This window comes from Nonomuraea sp. NPDC003707 (assembly GCF_053587055.1).
In genome coordinates, this window is record NZ_JBSFNK010000007.1 from 424728 (window position 1) to 441451 (window position 16724).

Here is a 16724-nt window from a genome sequence, read left to right on the forward strand (position 1 = left end):
GACACCGTTGCATGCCGACGAGGTGTCCCGCATGGAGGCCGACGCCATCGCGGCGATCAAGGCGGCCGACAGCCTCGACGCACTCAAGCAGGCCCGGCTGGCGCACGCGGGCGACCGCTCGCCCATCGCTCTGGCCAACCGCGAGATCGGCGCCCTGCCGCCCGCCGCCCGCGCCGAGGCCGGCAAGCGCGTCGGCACCGCCCGTAGGGCGATCAACGAAGCGCTTGCCGCCCGCCAGGCCGAGCTCGAGGCCGAGCGCGACGCGCGGGTGCTCGTCGAGGAGACCGTCGACGTCACCCTGCCGTGGGACCGGCGGCCGCGCGGCGCCCGCCACCCGCTGACCACGCTGCAGGAGCGCATCGCCGACGCGTTCGTCGCCATGGGCTACGAAGTGGCCGAGGGCCCCGAGCTCGAAGGCGAGTGGTTCAACTTCGACGCGCTCAACATCGCCAAGGACCACCCGGCCCGCTCGGAGCACGACACGTTCTACGTGGCAGCGCCGGGCCATGCCGACTCCGGCATGGTGCTGCGCACGCAGACCTCGCCGGTGCAGATCCGCGCGCTGCTCCAGCGCGACCTGCCGGTCTACGTGATCTCGCCTGGCAAGACGTTCCGCACCGACGAGCTCGACGCGACCCACACCCCGGTCTTCCACCAGACCGAGGGGCTGGCCGTGGACGAGGGCCTGACGATGGCCCACCTCAAGGGCACGCTCGACCGGTTCGCGGAGGTGATGTTCGGCAAGGGCATCACGACCCGCTTCCGGCCCAACTACTTCCCGTTCACCGAGCCGTCCGCCGAGATGGACCTCAAGTGTTTCGTCTGCCGCGGCAGCTCGGCGATCCCCGGCAACCCGCCCTGCCGCACCTGCAAGTCGGAGGGCTGGATCGAGTGGGGCGGCTGCGGCATGGTCAACCCGCGCGTGCTCATCGCCTGCGGGGTCGATCCGTCGCGGTACTCCGGGTTCGCGTTCGGCATGGGCATCGAGCGGACGCTGATGTTCCGCCACAACGCCGAGGACATGCGTGACATGGTCGAGGGAGACGTGCGCTTCACGCTCCCGTTCGGAATGGAGATCTGATGAAGGTCCCGCTTTCCTGGCTGCGGGAGTATGTCGATCTCCCGGCGGTCACCGCCCACGAGGTGGCCGACAAGCTCACGGCCGCCGGGCTCAAGCTCGAGTCGATCAGCTCGCACGGCCACGACGTCAAGAACGTCGTCGTCGGCGAGGTGCTCGTGATCGAGGAGCTGTCCGGCTTCAAGAAGCCGATCCGGCACTGCAAGGTCGAGACCGGTGAGGCGACGCCGCGCGAGATCGTCTGCGGCGCCACCAACTTCGTCGCCGGCGACCGCGTGCCCGTCGTGCTGCCCGGCGGCGTGCTGCCCGGCGGGTTCGAGGTCGGGGCGCGCAAGACGTACGGGCGCATGTCGGAGGGCATGATCTGCTCTGAGCGCGAGCTCGGGCTGAGCGACGACCACGGCGGCATCATGGTGCTGCCGGCCGACACCCCGATCGGCACCGACGTGGTCGAGCTGCTCGGCCTGCGCGACGACGTGATCGAGCTGGAGATCACGCCCGACATCGGCTATGCGCTGTCGATCAGGGGCGTGGCCCGCGAGGTGGCGACCGGGTTCGGGGTGGCGTTCCGCGACCCCGCCGACGTCGAGCTGCCCACCGAGACCGGCACGGCGTGGCCGGCGTCGATCGCCGACCCGACCGCGTGCGACAGGTTCGTGCTGCGCGAGGTCACCGGCTTCGACCCTGCCGCCCAGAGCCCGCTCTGGATGCGGATCCGCCTCACGCGCGCCGGCATGCGATCGGTGTCGCTGGCCGTCGACATCACCAACTACCTGATGCTGGAGCTCGGGCAGCCGCTGCACGCGTTCGACCGCGGCAAGCTGCGCGGCGAGATCGTCGTGCGCCGCGCCGTCGCGGGCGAGCGGCTCGAGACGCTCGACCACGTCGTACGCGAGCTCGACCCCGACGACATCCTGATCACCGACCAGTCGGGGCCGATTTCGATGGCCGGCACCATGGGCGGGCTGGAGACGGAGATCTCCGACGCCTCGACCGACATCGTCATCGAGGCCGCCCACTTCTCCGCGACCGGCATCTCGCGCGAGTCGCGCAGGAACGGGCTGGTGTCGGAGTCGTCCAAGCGGTTCGAACGCGGCGTCGACCGGGAGCTGCCCCTCGTCGCCTCGTGGCGGGCCGTGCAGTTGCTGGCCGAGCTGGGTGGCGCAAGCATCCAGCCCGGGGTCACGCACGCCGAGGTCGAGGTGTCGCCCGCGCGCATCGCGATCCCGTCGAGCTATCCGGGCACCGTGGCCGGCGTCCCCTACTCCAAGGAGACCGTCGTCTCCCGGCTGCAGCAGGTCGGCTGCGTCGTGGTCGACGGCGACGACCCGGCCGTGCGTCAGGGCGGCGTCGACCCGACGGGGGTCGTGACCGGCGGCGCTCTGGCGGCCAAGCTGGCCGTCACCGGCGACGACATGATCACGGTGACGCCGCCGTCGTGGCGTCCCGACCTCACCGACCCCAACGACCTGGCCGAAGAGGTCATCCGGCTGGAGGGCTACGAGAGCCTGCCGTCGGTGCTGCCTTCCGCCCCCGCCGGGGCCGGGCTCACCGAGGGCCAGCGGCTGCGCCGCCGGGCCGGCCGGGCGCTGGCCGAGGGCGGCTACGTCGAGGTGCTCAGCTACCCGTTCATCAGCCCCGACGACTTCGACCGGCTGCTGTTGCCCGCCGACGACGCGCGCCGCCGTGCCATGCGGCTGGCCAACCCGATGTCGGAGGATGAGCCGCTGATGCGCACGACGCTGCTGCCGGGTCTGCTCAAGACCCTGGTACGCAACGCCGGGCGCGGGTTCTCGGACGTGGCGCTGTTCGAGATGGGGCCGGTCTACCGGCCGCGCGAGGGCGCTCCTGAGGTGGCGCCGGCGCTCGGGGTCGAGCGCCGGCCGACCGCCGAGGAGCTGGCCTCGATCGAGGCGGCGCTGCCCGACCAGCCGGTACGGGTCGCGGTGGTGCTGGCCGGCGAGTTCGAGCGGTCCGGCTGGTGGGGCAGCGGTCGCACCGCCTCCTGGGCCGACGCGGTGCAGGCCGCGCGGCTGGTCGCGGGCGAGGCGCGGCTGGAGCTGTCCATCAGCGCCGACCAGCACGAGCCCTGGCACCCCGGCCGGTGCGCCGCCCTCTACGTGGGCGACACGCTGGTGGGGCACGCCGGCGAGCTGCACCCGCGCGTCATCGAGGCGTACGGGCTGCCGCCGCGCACCTCGGCCATGGAGCTGGAGCTGTCACGCCTGGAGTCCGCCATGCCGGGTCCCGTTCAGACGCCGTCGGTGTCGGCCTACCCGGTGGCCACGCAGGACGTCGCGCTGATCGTGCCCGACTTCACGCCGGTGGCCGACGTGGAGGCCGCCCTGCGCGACGGAGCCGGGGAGCTGCTGGAGTCGATCCGGCTGTTCGACGTCTATGCGGGGGAGCAGGTGGGCGAGGGGAACAAGTCGCTCGCCTACACGATGCGCTTCCGTGCCGCGGACCGGACGCTGACGGTGGAGGAGACCACGGCGGCGCGCGACGCGGCGGTGGCCATGGCGACCGACCGCGTGGGCGCTCAGCTCCGTAGCTCCTGAGCTGGGAAGGGGCCGGTACGGCGGAACGCCGCCGTTTCGGCCCCTATCGCGTTCTGCTCTTGCACAGCTTGGTGAGGTCGATGTCGATGTCGAAGGGGACCGGGATCTTCAGCCTGTCGTAGTGGACGCCGGTGGTGACGTAGGCCTCTGTGACGGGATCGAGTGAGTAGACGTGGACGACCGGCTTGCCGTTGATCTCCTCGATCAGCCAGAAATGAGGGATCCCCGCCTCTGCGTAGAGGACGGGTTTGCGTTTTCTGTCGCGCACCTCTGAGTCGGGTGAGACCACTTCAACAGCAAGGACCACGTCCTCGGCGTGGAAACACGTGACGTCAGGGCCGATCAGGGCGTCGGGCCCCAGGACGAAGAGGTCAGGCTCTGGACGCTGCCGGGGGGCTAGCTTGACGCTCATCCTCTGGACGACTTCATGCTCGGTCGGCACGAGACCCTCCAGCTCGACATGCAGCCGGTGGATGACCAGCTGATGGAAGCGTCGTTGCGGACTTGCGAAGACCAGGTTTCCATCGATCAACTCTGTGTGTGCGGGCAAATCCGGGATGTGATCGAGGTCTTCAGCTACGAAGCCTTTCGGCGGCGGGATGACCCACTTGGGAAGCGATGTTGAAGGCGGCATCATGAGCATCACTCGCAAGGTGGGAGGAGGAAGATGAAGCATCTGCTGGTGTTCGCCGAGCGGGATGACGCCGAGGAGGTCGCGGAGACGCTCGGGGAGTGGTTCCCGGCGCTCGGGGTGCCGCGGGTGGTGCGGGAGACGCTGGCCGGGGAGGACGACGCCGAGGACGCGCAGTGGCTGGTCGTCGTCGAAGGGCTGGACGAGGGGGCGCTGGCCAAGGTGGATGAGCTGGTGGAGCGGTATGAAGGGTGGCGGGAGGTGGGCTGAGGCGGCTCAGAGCCGGTCGATCTCGGTGAGGTCGATGGCCAGATCGAAGGGGACGGATAGTTTGAGGCATTCGTGATGGATGCCGGTGAGCGTATAGGAACTGGTGGCGGGGTCCAGTTCATAGACGTAGACCACGGGCTTGCCGGAGTTCTTCTCGATCCGCCAGAAGTGTTGAATCGCGGCTTCAGCGTAGAGCTGCGGTTTGCGGTGACGGTCGCGGTCCTTGGACTCGGGGGAGACGACCTCTACGGCGAGGATCACATCTCGAGCCTGGTAGAAGGTCTCGTCGTCGTGCACGGCATCGGCCCTGACGACCGTGAGGTCGGGCTCCGGGCGCTGGGTGGGGCCGAGAATAATGGTCATCTCGCGACGCACACGTAGATCTGGCGCTGCCGCACGGCGCAGCTCGTTCTCGAGGAACGAGACGACGCGCATGTGGAAGGCTCCTTGGGGGCTCACGAAGACCAAGCTTCCATCAATCAACTCTGTGTGCGCAGGCAAATCCGGAATGTGATCGAGAGCTTCGGCGACAAACCCTCCAGGTGGAGGAAACACCCAGTCGGGCAGCGAGGGATACGTCATCTTAACGATCACCGCTTCGGCAGTCATGGTCCAACGCTACCAATCTAATGCGCTCACGCCCTGTGAATGCATGCATACACAGCACGATCCTTGGGGGAGAGTGGATGTATGCGTATCGCCGTGTTGTCCGACATTCATGGGGTGTTGCCCGCGCTCGAGGCCGTGCTGGCCGAGCCCGAGGTGGCCGGGGCCGATGTGGTCGCCTTGACCGGGGACATGGCCGCCGGGCCGATGCCGGTGCAGACGCTGGACGTGCTCGTCTCGCTGGGGGAGCGGGCGGTGTGGGTCAACGGGAACGCCGACAGGGAGCTGGTGGAGGCGGTGCGCGGGAAGGCCAGCCCCTATCCCGTGTCCCAGTGGGCGGCCGGGCAGCTGCGGGAGGATCAGGTCGAGCTGCTGGCCGGGTTGCCCGATCGGCAGGTGGTCGAGCTGGGGCGGCTGGGGACCACGTTGTTCGTGCACGCGACGCCGCGCAGCGACGAGGAGATGATCCTCGTGGACAGCTCGCTGGAGCGGTGGGCCGAGGTGCTGGCCGGGGAGGGCGCCGGCACCGTGGTGCTGGGCAACACGCACATGCCCTTCGTACGGCTGGCCGATCGGGTGCTGGTCGTGAACCCCGGGTCGGTCGGCATGCCGTACGGGCAGAGCGGGGCGCATTGGGCGCTGCTGGACGGCGACACCGGCGCCGTGACCCTGCGCCGGACCCCGCTCGACGCCGCCCTGGTGGGGGAGCGGCTGGTGCGGGAGAGCGGGTTCGGCGGGATCGAGGAGTGGGTGGCCGACTACGTGACGAACGTCCACTCCGACGCCGAGGCGCTGCGGGTGTTCGCCAAGGCGGAAAATCGGTGACCTAGACGGCGGCCTCCCTGCGGAGCTTCTCCGCCAGGGCGTGGTCGTCGGTCCTGGCGTCGTACGTGCGGAACGCAGGGAGCGCGGCGGCCAGGCCGAGCACGGCGCCCACGCACAGCAGGCCGCCCGCGCCGAGGGAGAAGCGGGTGCCGCCGAAGTTGGCCATCAGGCTGGCGCGGGCGTTGCCCAGCATCGGGCCGGACGCGTACGACAGGAGTTCGATCCCGGCCAGCCGCCCGCGCAGCTCCGGCGGGATCGTCTGGTTCCACATCGTCATGCGGAAGATGCCGCTGATCATGTCGGCGGCGCCCGCGAAGGCGAGGCAGACGAACAGCATCCAGACGTTGGGGGCCAGCGCCGACGCGGCGATCGCCACGCCCCAGAGGGCGGCCGCGATGATCACGCCCAGGCCCTGGCGGTGTACGCGGGCCGCCCAGCTGCCGGTGATCGAGGCGGCCAGCGCGCCCACCGCCCCCGCCGAGTACAGCAGCCCCAGCGCCTGCGGGGAGTGCAGCTCGTCGGCCAGGAACGGGAAGAGCGACGTCCCCATCGCGAACACCATGGCCGCGATGTCCACCAGGTACGTGCCCATCAGGTCGGGGCGGTGCACCGCGTACCGCATGCCCTCGGCCAGCGACTTCAGCGACGCGGGGGCGGCGTCCTCGGCCGCCGGCAGCGACCTGATCCGCCACAGCAGCGCCATCGACACCACGAAGCTCAGCGTGTCGATGCCGTACGCCGCCGCCGGGCCGAAGGCGGTCACCAGCAGGCCGCCCAGCGCCGGGGCGACGATGGCGCCGAAGTTCCAGCGCATGCTCGACAGCACCGCCGCCGCGCCCTGCTGCTCGTGCTTGACCACCTGCTGGAACACGGCCTCCAGGCTGGGACGCTGCAGGCAGGAGATGCCCGTGGAGATGGCGCCCATCACGTACAGGACCCAGACCTGGGGGTTGGGGAGCATCGCGTTGACCGTGAGCGCGCCCGTGGTGACCAGGAGGCCCAGCTCGCTCAGGACGATGATCTTGCGGCGGTCGAGCGCGTCGGCGATCGCGCCGCCCCACAGGCCGCACACCACCATCGGGACGAACTCCGCCAGGCTCACCAGGCCGACCGCCAGGTAGGAGCCCGTCAGCTCCTTCATCTGGTACGGCACCGCGACCATGGTGATGAACGTGCCGAACATCGTGATGACGCCGGAGGCGAAGAGGAGGCGGTAGTCGCGGGAGTCGCGCAGGGGGCTCAGGTCGATGGTGAAGTGACGCAGGAGGCGCTTCAGTCCGGTGGGCAGCACGAGCGTCAATTTTCCGGCTCGGGTGATGATCGGGGCAAATCGTTTTCGGCGGGTGGTGGCTGGTTTTGGTGTGGGGGGAGTGGGCGGGCATGCGGAAGGCTCCCGCGAGGAGCGGGAGCCTTCGGTGGAAAGAGGGTCAGGCGGCGGGGACCTTGTCGAGGAAGCCGAGGACCGTGCGGATCCGCCCGTCTTCGGCCAGCTCCACCACGTCGAACCCGACCGCGACCGCCTCCCCGCCCTCCGGGCCGAGGTGCCAGGTGAAGCGGGCGATGTGGTGGTGGGCGTCGTACACCTCGCCCGGGGTGAACACCAGGCCGGGGAACATGCCCTGGGCGCCCGCGATCACCGCGGCGATCGCGTCGTGGCCCTTCACGTCGGCCAGGGGGTCGGTGTACGTGCCGTCCTCGGTCCACAGCTCGGCCACGGCCTTGGCGCGGGCGTCGGCGTCGGTCTCGTTCCAGGCGGCGACGTAGCGCTCGATGAGGTTCATGATGGTCATTCCTTCTGCTTGTCAGTTGTTGCGGGTCTTGCGAAGGCCGACGATCTGGAGTTCGGCGAACACGCCGACCACCAGGGCCTGGGCGATGGTCCAGATGGCGCCGATCGTGGTGAGATCGGCGGCGCCGGTGACGACGGCGGCGACGCTGCCGAGGGTCCAGACGATGTTCAGGGCGATCACGGCCCTGGTGGCGGCGGGGCTGATGGCGCGGCGGGTGGCGAGGAGGCCGACGGCGGCGCCGTACACCAGCAGGAAGACGCCGATGCCGCGCAGCAGGGCCGCGCCGGGGCCGAGCAGGTCGCTCACGGGGCCGGCGAAGGCGAGGTAGACCAGCCCGTTGCCGCCGGTGACGACGGCGTCGGCGGCCAGCGCGAGGCGCAGGAACTTCATCCGGTCGGCGGTGATGGTCAGGGCGGTGCTCATGTCTCGGGCTCCCTTGGTGGCGGTTTTTCGCGACACCTGAAAGATGTCAGCCGCCACGTAGGGGGCGCGATTACCCGCCACGTAAAGGGGACGGTCGGAAGCCCGTTCCACCTGCAGTAACGCTCATATTGTGACGGTGGTCACGCGAAAGCCTCCCGGCGAAAGCAAGGTGCCGGGAGGCCGGAAAGAGCGGGGTTACGCGCCCAGGATCTCCCTGCGCAGGTGGGTCTTGAGGATCTTGCCGCCGGGGTTGCGGGGCAGCTCGCCCTCCCGGAACCAGATGTGCGCCGGGATCTTGAACTTGGCGATCCGGTCCTTGAGGAACGACTGGAGGTCCTCGGTGGCGACCGAGGTGCCGGGCGCCAGGCGGATGACCGCGCCGACCTCCTCCCCGAGCTCCTCGTGCGGCACCCCGATCACGGCGGCGTCGTCGACCGCCGGGTGCTCGAACAGGGCCGCCTCCACCTCGGCGCAGTAGACGTTCTCGCCGCCCCTGATCACCATGTCCTTGGCCCGGTCCACGATGTAGACGAAGCCCTCTTCGTCGATCTTGGCCAGGTCGCCGGTGTGCAGCCAGCCGTGCACGAACGTCTCCGCCGTCGCCTCCGGCTTGTTCCAGTAGCCCAGGATGACGTTCGGGCCGCGTACGCACAGCTCGCCCACCTCGCCGGGCGGCAGTTCGGCGCCCATGGGGTCGACCACGCGCACGTCCACGACGGGCGAGGGCAGGCCGATGCTGTCGGGCTTGGCCTGGTAGTCGGCACCGCCGTTGCCGATGGCCAGGGCGGTCGTCTCGGTCATGCCGTAGCCGTTGGAGGGGGCGCGGTTGGGGAGGTTGTGGGTGATGCGCTCCAGGAGCTTGGGCGGGGCGGGGGCGCCGCCGTACCCGAGGGTGGTCAGGGACGACAGGTCGTACGTGCCGAAGTCGGGGTGGGACATGAGCTGCCAGGCGTTCGTGGGCACGCCGATCATGGCGGTCACGCGCTCCCGCTCGATCAGCCGCAGCGCCTGCTCGGGGTCCCACTTGTACATGAGCACGAGGCCGCCGCCGGCGAACATCGTGGTGGTCAGGGCGGAGAAGCAGCCCGTGACGTGGAACAGGGGGACGGTCAGGAGCGTGACCCGGCGGGTGCCGGCCGCGGCCGCGACGTCCTTGCCCGCCATGGCCACCGCCCGCATGAGGCCGAAGGCGACGGTCATGGGGGACTGGCCCAGGTTACGGTGGCTGCCCAGCGCCCCCTTGGGGCTGCCGGTCGTGCCGGAGGTGTAGAAGATCGTGGCGGGGTCCTCGGGGGCCAGCTCGACGGCGGGGAGCGTGACGTCGGCGGCGACCTCGCCCAGCACCTCGTCGAAGCCGCGCGCGCCCTCCGGGACCTCGCCTCGGGCGACGATCAGGGGCACGCCCGTCGCGGCGAGCCGGGCGGCGCGCTCGCCGTCCGCGATCAGCACCTTGGCTCCGGAGTCCCGCACGCCGTAGGCCAGCTCGGCCTCCGTCCACCAGGCATTGAGCGGTACGGCGACGGCCCCCGCCGCCAGCGCGGCCGACAGCGCGACGACCCATTCGGGGTAGTTGCGCATGGCCACGCCCACCCGGTCGCCCTTCCGCACCCCGTAGTCCTCGACCAGGCGGTTGGCGAGGGTGGCCGCGCGGCGGAAATGGTCCTCGAACGTGATGTGCTCGTCCTCGTACACGAGGAAGACCTTCTCGCCGTGGAAGCGGCTCATCTCCAGCAGCGCGCGGAAGTGGGTGGGTGCGTGCTTCCAGGTGCGTATCCCGGTGTCGCCGATCTCCTCGATCTCGAACAGCTGACCGGGTCCGGTGAGCTGGGCCACGACCTGGGCGTGCGAAAGGGACATACACCGAACTCCCGGCTAGTGGACGATTGTTCTGGATAAATCACAGTACCGACCGGTAGGTACGTTGCGCTAGCTCGCCGCAAACGGGCTCAGCCGAGGCCGATGGGGGACAGTTGCTGGATGTCGTACCGGGTCCGCAGCTCGATGACGGCGGCCTGGTCGGGCGGCCCCGGACGGGACAGCAGTTCGCCCAGCTCGCGCAGGTAGTGCTCATGGCCCGCCGGGGTGACGATGAAGAGCATCCGGGTGGGCGTGGCGCCTGGGTTGGCGAAGGCGTGGGGGCAGCCCGCGGGCACGTACATGAGGCTGCCGGGGCCGCCGCGCACCGTCCGGGCGCCGCCCTCCGACTCCCACGTCTGCCAGGGCTCGCCGGTGATCTCCCGCGGCTGGAAGGCCAGCAGGTCCAGCTCGCCGTCGAGGATGTAGAACAGCTCCTCGGCGTGGTGGTGGAAATGGGCGCCGACGTCGAAGCCCGGTGCGATCGTGTTCTCGAACACCGACCAGGTCTTCGAGTGCTCCGCCCCGACCTTCAGCGTCATCCCCATGGACCCGAGCGACTGCCCGGCGCCGGGGGGTAAGACGAGCCCGTCTGCCATTGGTCTGCCCTTCTATGAGGGTGATTGCTACCAATGTTCCTGAGGGCCCCGGCGGGGGCAAGGCTCATGAAAGTTTCATTTCTTTTCCGATAATTTCTATCGTTCAGCTGCTTGTTTAGTGGCCGTACGAAGCTGGCATTGACCCTCATCTCGCATGTCAATACCGTCTTCGATGCGATCCACCGGGATCGAAAGCTTTCGGAGGTAGATGTCCGTGCATTCGTCCTCGCCCGTCAGAGTCCTCCTCGCCCTCGTGGGGATGCTCGCAGCCTTCCTCCTGCCGGCCGGCCCGGCCCACGCCTCCGCGCCCTTACGCACCCACGCGGCGGCCAAGGGCAAGTTCATCGGGGCGGCGCTCGCGACCGGCCCGCTCGCCAACGAGAGCGCCTACCGCAACATCGCCGCCACCGAGTTCAGCCAGGTCACCGCCGAGAACGCGATGAAGTGGGACTCGACCGAGCCCAGCCAGGGTCAGTTCAACTTCTCCGGCGCCGACGCCATCGTCAACTTCGCCACCCAGAACAACCAGCAGGTCCACGGCCACACGCTCGTCTGGCACAACCAGACCCCAGGCTGGGTGCAGGGCCTGAGCGCCACCGCCATGCGCAGCGCCATGCAGAACCACATCAGCCAGGTCGTCGGCCACTACGCCGGCAACCCGACCGTCGTCTCCTGGGACGTGGTCAACGAGGTCTTCGACGACAGCGGCAACCTGCGCACGTCGTTCTGGTACAACACGCTGGGCCAGAGCTACATCGCCGACGCCTTCCGGGCCGCCCGCGCCGCCGACCCCGACGCCCGGCTGTGCATCAACGACTACAACACCGAGGGGATCAACGCCAAGAGCACCGCGATCTACAACCTGGTCTCGTCGCTGCGCCAGCAGGGCGTGCCCGTCGACTGCGTCGGCTTCCAGACGCACCTCGCGATCCAGTACGGCTTCCCGAACGACTTCCAGCAGAACCTCCAGCGCTTCGCCGCCCTCGGCGTCCAGGTCCGCATCACCGAGCTGGACGTGCGCATGGTGATGCCCAGGGACGCCACCAAGGACGCCACGCAGGCCACCTACTACCGCAACGTCGTCAACGCCTGCCTGGCCGTGACCGCCTGCGCCGGCGTGACGATCTGGGGCTTCACCGACAAGTACTCCTGGGTGCCCGACACGTTCTCCGGGCAGGGTGCGGCCCTGATCTACGACGAGAGCTACCAGCAGAAGCCGTCGTACACCGCCGTGCACGACGCGCTGGCCGGCGGCACGACCACCGACCCCACCCCGCCGACCACGCCGGGCACGCCCTCGGCGGGCAGCGTCACCTCGAACTCGGCCTCGCTCACCTGGACCGCCTCGACCGACAGCGGCGGGAGCGGGCTCGCCGGGTACGACGTCTACCGCGAGCAGGGCGCGACCGACCAGCTCCTCGGCCAGTCCACGACCAACTCGATCTCGCTCACCGGGCTCAGCCCCTCGACCCAGTACCAGGTGTACGTCCGGGCCCGCGACGGGGCAGGGAACGTCTCGGCGAACTCCGCCCTCGGCACCTTCACCACCACGGCCGGCCCCGGCGGCGGCGGTGGCTGCACGGCCGCCGGGACCGTGCAGACCCAGTGGGCCACCGGGTACGTCGTCCAGCCCGTGACCGTCACCAACACCGGGACCTCCGCCATCACCGGCTGGACCGTCACCTTCACCCTGCCCGCCGGGCACACGCTGACCGGCTCGTGGAACGCGACCCTCACCGTCAGCGGGCAGACCGTCACCGCCAAGAACCTCGCCTACAACGGCAACCTGGCCCCGAACGCCAGTACCACCTTCGGTTTCCAGGTCAGCCGGCCGAGCGGCAACACGCAGACGCCCTCCGGCTACACCTGCGCATAGGCCCGATCTCCCGGGCCTTCACGACCTGCCGGTTTTCTGACCGGCAGGTCGTGGCGCGCCTGTGGACTGAAATTTACTTTCACACTCGGAGAACCACGTGAAGCCTACTTGCAGATTGGGAGACCCTCATGCACCGTGGAACCAAGATTAAGAAAGGAGGGACGGTGCAGGTCAGGGGCCCGATTTGGGGGGGAGGTGAAACCTGCGATGTGCGATCCATCGGGCTTTGGGACCACGATCGTGCAAGAGCTCGGACGCATAGTCCGGGATGCGATCAAGTCAACACCCCGGACCGTACGGTTTCTCGTCATACTTGCCGCCGTTGTCATAGCGATCGGCGCTACCACAGCCATGATCGACTAAACGGCCGCCGCATGTAGTGGCATACATGCGAACTGAGGTCAGGCTAACGTGGGGCAGGTCAAGCGTCGACCTTCCCCACGTGATGCCTTCGTGAAGCTCAAGGATCCAGCGTGATCCCCTCGCGCCTGAGGTCCTCGACGATGCCGTCCACCAGGCGCGTGGCCACCGTCCGCCGCAGCCGCCCCTCCTCCCGCAGCTCCCGTACGGCGGGGACCGGGTCGGGGTCGGCGAACAGGCGCTCGTCGGAGTAGTCCACCGGCCGGCCGGTCGGATCGACGGTCCACCAGGAGGCCTCGAGCGCGATCCCGTTCGGGTCGCTGAAGTAGATGGACCGCAGGAACCCGTGGTCGATGACGTCGGTGACCTCGCAGCCGTGCGCCTTGAGCCGGTCGCGCAGCCGGTTGAGCGCGTCCTCGTCCGGCAGGTGCAGCGACAGGTGGTCGAACTGCGCCGCCTTGGGGTAGGGCACGCCGGCGGGCTTGGCGAAGCTGTCGAGCGGCTGGTCGGTGTACTCGAAGAAGGCGACGGTGTTACCCGGCGCCACCTCGAAGAAGTAGTGCTTGAACGCGGGGACGGCGAGGGTGGTGACGAGGCGGGCGTCGAGCACGCCGTGCCAGAATCGCACGGTGGCGTCCATGTCCGCGGTCACCAGGGCGAGGTGGTGCACGCCGCGCCAGTGCACGGTGTCCGGGGTCGCAGCCATGCGTCAACCGTACGCCTTTCAACTACCTCTGGTAAGCCGTCAGCCCTTCACCGAGCCGGCGAAGCTGAAGGAACTGGCCAGGTATTTGTTGACGGCCACGTAGAGGACCACCGCCGGCGCCGTGTAGAGGATCGAGAAGGCGGCCAGCTGGCCGTAGGCCACCTGCCCGTACTGGGAGAAGAACGTGTAGACGGTGACCGCCGCCGGCTGTTTCTCCGGGGTGTCCAGCAGGACGAAGGGGGCGAAGAAGTTCCCCCACTGGCCGACGAAGACGAAGATGGCCACCACGGCTATCCCCGGGGCCATCAGCGGGCCCACCACCGTCGTCAGCGAGCGGAGCCAGCCGGCCCCGTCCACCCAGGCGGCCTCCTCCAGGTTCACCGGCACGCCGTCCATGAAGTTCTTCATCATCCAGATCGAGAACGGCAGCGAGCTCGCCGTCAGGAACAGCACCATGGCCGGCACGGAGCCGTACAGGTTGAAGCGGAAGAACATCGCGTAGACCGGCACGAGGATCGCCGTCACCGGCAGGCCCGTGGTGAACAGGAGGCTCAGCATGAAGTGGCGGCGGTAGCGGAGCTGGTAGCGCGACAGCGGGTACGCGGCCAGCCCCGCCACCAGGACCGTCAGCACCGCCGTCGAGCCCGAGATGACGATCGAGTTGATCAGGGGCAGGATGATCGTGTCCCAGGTCAGGACGGCCTTGAAGTTGTCCAGCGAGAAGGAGAGCGTCGGCTTGGCGGCCAGGCTCGCCTCGGACTGGACCGAGGCGAGCAGGACCCAGAGGAACGGGCCCAGGAAGGCCAGCGTGATCAGCGCCAGCGAGAGCAGGGCGGCGGCGCGGCCGGCGAGCCTCGTCATGAGTCCTCCACCTTGATCAGGCGCAGGTAGACCAGCGAGAACAGCGCGCCGATCACCAGCATGACCAGCGCGATCGCCGAGCCGTAGCCGATCTCGAAGTAGCGGAACGCCTGCTCGTACATGTACAGCGGCGTCGTCTGGCTGTCCGTGCCCGGGCCGCCGCCCGTCAGGGCGTAGATGAGGCCGAAGCTGGCCAGGGTCTGCAGCGTGATCAGCATGAGGTTGGCCATGATGGAGCGGCGGATCAGCGGCAGCGTGATGTGCAGGAGCCGGCGACCGGGGCCCGCGCCGTCCACGGCGGCGGCCTCCACCAGGTCGGCGGGCACCTCGGAGAGCGCGGCCGAGTAGACGAGCATGGAGAAGGCCGTGCCGCGCCAGATGTTCGCCAGGATCACCGCCAGCATCGGGGCCGTGTAGAGCCACTCCTGGGAGAGGCCCAGGACCCTGTTGAGCGTGCCCTCCTCGGCCAGGAACGAGAACCAGCAGGCCGCGGCCACGACCTCCGGCACCACCCAGGCGGCGATCACCACGCCGTTGACGACGCTGCGGGTCACCCGGCCGCGGCCGCGCTGGAGAAGCGCGATGATCAGGCCGAGGGTGTTCTGGCCGATGACCGCCGAGCCGATGACGAAGACGAACGTCAGGAGGAACGAGTTCAGGAAGTTCGGGTCGCCGAAGAGCTTGACGAAGTTGGCCACGCCGACGAACCGCGAGTGAACCGAAGCCGAGCCCGTCAACGTCTCGTTGGTGAAGGCTATGTAGACGCTCCACAGGATCGGCCCCGCCAGAAAGAGCGCGAGCAGGACCAGGGCGGGGCCCAGGGGCAGGAGCCAGCGCATGGCGTTCCGCCGTGACGAGCCGCGTACCGGGCGGCTCGTCACGGGCGGAGGTGGGGCGGTGACGATCGTCATCGCGACATGACCTTGTCGGGTCCGCCGACCGCGGCCGGGAGCGCCTTGGCGTAGTTCGCGGTGGCCTCCTCAGGGGTCCGCGAGCCGGTCACGACCGCCTCCATGGCCTCCTGGACCTGGGTGGACACCTTCGGGTACACCTCGTACGCGGGCCGGTAGTGGGTGACGGAGGCCAGGTCGGTCCAGAACTTGACGCTCGGGTTGTCGGCGCTGTACTTCGGGTCGGCGGCCACGTCCTTGCGGGCGGCCAGGTCGCCCGTGCCGACCGAGTAGGCCATCGAGTTCTCCTTGTTCGTGGCCGTGGTGATGAAGTCGAACGCCTCCTGCTTGTGCTTGGTGTACGCGCTCATCGCCATGACCCAGCCGCCCGACATGCTGACCGCGCCCGGCGCCTCGCCGTTCTGCGTCGGCATGGGCGTCCAGCCGATCTTCTCCGTCCACTCGGGCCACGGCTTGGTCCCGGTGGGCCTCCAGGCCGAGCTCGCCCAGGCCCCGTCGAGGGAGATGCCGAGCTTGGCCTCGGGGAACCACTCCATGGTCACCTTGTCGCCGAGCTTGGCGTTGTGGGCGTCGGCCTGCTTCGGGCCCAGCTCCTCCCGGAAGACGGTGTTGACGAAGGTCAGGGCGTCGGTGAAGTTCTTGCCGCCGGCCACCCATTTCTTCTGCGCGTCGTCGTAGAGGGTGCCGCCCGGCGTGCCGTACAGGAGCATCTCAAAGCCCTGCATGGTCGACGCCTCGCCGTGGATCTTCGTGGCGTACATGCTGAACGGGACGACGCCGGGCAGCTTCTGCTTGATCGTGCGGGCCGCCGTCAGCACGTCGTTCCAGGTCTTCGGCTCCCACGGGACCGGCAGGCCGGCCTTGGCGAAGACGTCCTTCTGGTACCAGAGGCCGCGCGTGTCCGTGCTGATCGGCACGCCGTAGATCTTGCCGTCGCCGCCCTTGGCGGCCTGCTTGACCGAGTCGGGGAACTGGGTGCTCCAGTCGGGCCACTTGGCCAGGTAGTCGTCGAGCGGGGCCAGCTTGCCGGCCGCGACGTCCGCGTTGACCTGGAACGTGTCGTGGTAGTAGAGGTCCGGGGCCGAGTCGGGGGAGCGGTTGAGCAGCGCCAGCTTCGTGTAGTACGCCTCGTTGTTGCCCTGGACGGCCGTGAGCTTGATCTTGACGCCCGGATGGGCGGACTCGTACTGCTGCTTCGCGGCGGCGAGCATCTTCTCCAGGTACGGCCACGTCGTCTCGACCTTGTAGAGGACCTCGAGTTCCTTGGCGCCTGAGTCGTTCTGCGGGGTGCCGCCGCCGCACCCGGCGACGGCGGTCAGGAGAAGGAGGAGAGAACCGGCCAGCGTACGTTTCATCACGCGCTCCCCGTGTTTCCT

16 protein-coding genes are annotated in these 16724 nt (G+C 69.1%); 5 read left to right on the forward strand and 11 right to left on the reverse strand.

The features are described from left to right. Positions 1 to 31: 31 nt before the first annotated feature. Together pheS and ACWDRB_RS21565 are read left to right on the forward strand one after the other, a co-directional pair. A complete protein-coding gene (gene pheS, locus ACWDRB_RS21560) occupies positions 32 to 1081 on the forward strand; it encodes a phenylalanine--tRNA ligase subunit alpha (RefSeq protein ID WP_355198588.1) in 1050 nt (349 codons plus the stop codon). Continuing rightward, positions 1081 to 3636 (forward strand): phenylalanine--tRNA ligase subunit beta, encoded by a 2556-nt coding sequence (locus ACWDRB_RS21565; RefSeq protein WP_449896208.1) that lies wholly within the window; start codon positions 1081 to 1083, stop codon positions 3634 to 3636. Before pheS ends, ACWDRB_RS21565 begins: the two co-directional genes overlap by 1 nt. Before the next feature lie 43 nt (positions 3637 to 3679). On the opposite strand, the gene ACWDRB_RS21570 is transcribed toward ACWDRB_RS21565, so the two are convergent. Continuing rightward, positions 3680 to 4279, reverse strand: coding sequence for a Uma2 family endonuclease (locus ACWDRB_RS21570; RefSeq protein ID WP_449896210.1), 600 nt, complete (start codon positions 4277 to 4279; stop codon positions 3680 to 3682). 24 nt (positions 4280 to 4303) lie between these two features. Here ACWDRB_RS21570 and ACWDRB_RS21575 point away from each other — a divergent pair, with 24 nt between their 5' ends. Next, complete coding sequence (locus tag ACWDRB_RS21575) at positions 4304 to 4537, forward strand: hypothetical protein (protein WP_449896212.1); 234 nt, start codon at positions 4304 to 4306, stop codon at positions 4535 to 4537. A 6-nt stretch (positions 4538 to 4543) separates the two neighbouring features. On the opposite strand, the gene ACWDRB_RS21580 is transcribed toward ACWDRB_RS21575, so the two are convergent. Continuing rightward, on the reverse strand, positions 4544 to 5146 hold the full coding sequence (locus ACWDRB_RS21580) for a Uma2 family endonuclease (RefSeq protein WP_350727200.1): 603 nt from the start codon (positions 5144 to 5146) through the stop codon (positions 4544 to 4546). A gap of 81 nt (positions 5147 to 5227) precedes the next feature. Between ACWDRB_RS21580 and ACWDRB_RS21585 the strand changes: the two genes are divergently transcribed. Then, positions 5228 to 5968, forward strand: a complete 741-nt coding sequence (locus ACWDRB_RS21585; RefSeq protein WP_449896215.1) for a metallophosphoesterase family protein — start codon at positions 5228 to 5230, stop codon at positions 5966 to 5968. 1 nt (position 5969) lies between these two features. On the opposite strand, the gene ACWDRB_RS21590 is transcribed toward ACWDRB_RS21585, so the two are convergent. The 5 genes from ACWDRB_RS21590 to ACWDRB_RS21610 all read right to left on the reverse strand — a co-directional run bounded on the left by ACWDRB_RS21590 (position 5970) and on the right by ACWDRB_RS21610 (position 10634). After that, entirely contained in the window at positions 5970 to 7259 is a 1290-nt protein-coding gene (locus ACWDRB_RS21590; protein ID WP_449896217.1) for an MFS transporter, read from the reverse strand. A 136-nt stretch (positions 7260 to 7395) separates the two neighbouring features. Next, complete coding sequence (locus ACWDRB_RS21595; RefSeq protein ID WP_449896219.1) at positions 7396 to 7758, reverse strand: nuclear transport factor 2 family protein; 363 nt, start codon at positions 7756 to 7758, stop codon at positions 7396 to 7398. A gap of 12 nt (positions 7759 to 7770) precedes the next feature. Then, a complete protein-coding gene (locus ACWDRB_RS21600; protein WP_363972068.1) occupies positions 7771 to 8181 on the reverse strand; it encodes a hypothetical protein in 411 nt (136 codons plus the stop codon). 195 nt (positions 8182 to 8376) lie between these two features. Further along, positions 8377 to 10038, reverse strand: coding sequence for a class I adenylate-forming enzyme family protein (locus ACWDRB_RS21605; RefSeq protein ID WP_449896222.1), 1662 nt, complete (start codon positions 10036 to 10038; stop codon positions 8377 to 8379). An 89-nt stretch (positions 10039 to 10127) separates the two neighbouring features. Further along, positions 10128 to 10634 (reverse strand): cupin domain-containing protein, encoded by a 507-nt coding sequence (locus ACWDRB_RS21610; protein WP_363972064.1) that lies wholly within the window; start codon positions 10632 to 10634, stop codon positions 10128 to 10130. Between the two features lie 208 nt (positions 10635 to 10842). On the opposite strand from ACWDRB_RS21610, the gene ACWDRB_RS21615 reads away from it, so the two are divergent. Then, entirely contained in the window at positions 10843 to 12510 is a 1668-nt protein-coding gene (locus tag ACWDRB_RS21615; RefSeq protein WP_449896224.1) for an endo-1,4-beta-xylanase, read from the forward strand. A gap of 460 nt (positions 12511 to 12970) precedes the next feature. Here ACWDRB_RS21615 and ACWDRB_RS21620 read toward each other — a convergent pair whose 3' ends face one another. Genes ACWDRB_RS21620 through ACWDRB_RS21635 form a run of 4 tightly spaced genes read right to left on the reverse strand, consistent with a single transcriptional unit; the run spans position 12971 to position 16703 of the window. Further along, entirely contained in the window at positions 12971 to 13576 is a 606-nt protein-coding gene (locus ACWDRB_RS21620; RefSeq protein WP_363972061.1) for a VOC family protein, read from the reverse strand. Positions 13577 to 13615: 39 nt separating this feature from the next. Further along, positions 13616 to 14437, reverse strand: a complete 822-nt coding sequence (locus ACWDRB_RS21625; protein WP_350727208.1) for a carbohydrate ABC transporter permease — start codon at positions 14435 to 14437, stop codon at positions 13616 to 13618. Further along, entirely contained in the window at positions 14434 to 15348 is a 915-nt protein-coding gene (locus ACWDRB_RS21630; protein ID WP_449896227.1) for a carbohydrate ABC transporter permease, read from the reverse strand. The genes ACWDRB_RS21625 and ACWDRB_RS21630 overlap by 4 nt, the downstream gene beginning before the upstream one ends. Beyond that, complete coding sequence (locus tag ACWDRB_RS21635) at positions 15345 to 16703, reverse strand: extracellular solute-binding protein (RefSeq protein ID WP_449896229.1); 1359 nt, start codon at positions 16701 to 16703, stop codon at positions 15345 to 15347. Before ACWDRB_RS21635 ends, ACWDRB_RS21630 begins: the two co-directional genes overlap by 4 nt. Positions 16704 to 16724: the final 21 nt, after the last annotated feature.

Bases quoted from the DNA above. Each gene is read 5' to 3' on its own strand.
- ACWDRB_RS21570 (WP_449896210.1), bottom strand. From the start codon at position 4,279: ATGCTCATGATGCCGCCTTCAACATCGCTTCCCAAGTGGGTCATCCCG.
- ACWDRB_RS21565 (WP_449896208.1), top strand. From the start codon at position 1,081: ATGAAGGTCCCGCTTTCCTGGCTGCGGGAGTATGTCGATCTCCCGGCG.
- ACWDRB_RS21600 (WP_363972068.1), bottom strand. From the start codon at position 8,181: ATGAGCACCGCCCTGACCATCACCGCCGACCGGATGAAGTTCCTGCGC.
- ACWDRB_RS21630 (WP_449896227.1), bottom strand. From the start codon at position 15,348: ATGACGATCGTCACCGCCCCACCTCCGCCCGTGACGAGCCGCCCGGTA.
- ACWDRB_RS21635 (WP_449896229.1), bottom strand. From the start codon at position 16,703: ATGAAACGTACGCTGGCCGGTTCTCTCCTCCTTCTCCTGACCGCCGTC.
- pheS (WP_355198588.1), top strand. From the start codon at position 32: ATGGAGGCCGACGCCATCGCGGCGATCAAGGCGGCCGACAGCCTCGAC.
- ACWDRB_RS21595 (WP_449896219.1), bottom strand. From the start codon at position 7,758: ATGACCATCATGAACCTCATCGAGCGCTACGTCGCCGCCTGGAACGAG.
- ACWDRB_RS21575 (WP_449896212.1), top strand. From the start codon at position 4,304: ATGAAGCATCTGCTGGTGTTCGCCGAGCGGGATGACGCCGAGGAGGTC.
- ACWDRB_RS21605 (WP_449896222.1), bottom strand. From the start codon at position 10,038: ATGTCCCTTTCGCACGCCCAGGTCGTGGCCCAGCTCACCGGACCCGGT.
- ACWDRB_RS21625 (WP_350727208.1), bottom strand. From the start codon at position 14,437: ATGACGAGGCTCGCCGGCCGCGCCGCCGCCCTGCTCTCGCTGGCGCTG.
- ACWDRB_RS21615 (WP_449896224.1), top strand. From the start codon at position 10,843: ATGTCCGTGCATTCGTCCTCGCCCGTCAGAGTCCTCCTCGCCCTCGTG.
- ACWDRB_RS21610 (WP_363972064.1), bottom strand. From the start codon at position 10,634: ATGGCAGACGGGCTCGTCTTACCCCCCGGCGCCGGGCAGTCGCTCGGG.
- ACWDRB_RS21585 (WP_449896215.1), top strand. From the start codon at position 5,228: ATGCGTATCGCCGTGTTGTCCGACATTCATGGGGTGTTGCCCGCGCTC.
- ACWDRB_RS21580 (WP_350727200.1), bottom strand. From the start codon at position 5,146: ATGACTGCCGAAGCGGTGATCGTTAAGATGACGTATCCCTCGCTGCCC.
- ACWDRB_RS21620 (WP_363972061.1), bottom strand. From the start codon at position 13,576: ATGGCTGCGACCCCGGACACCGTGCACTGGCGCGGCGTGCACCACCTC.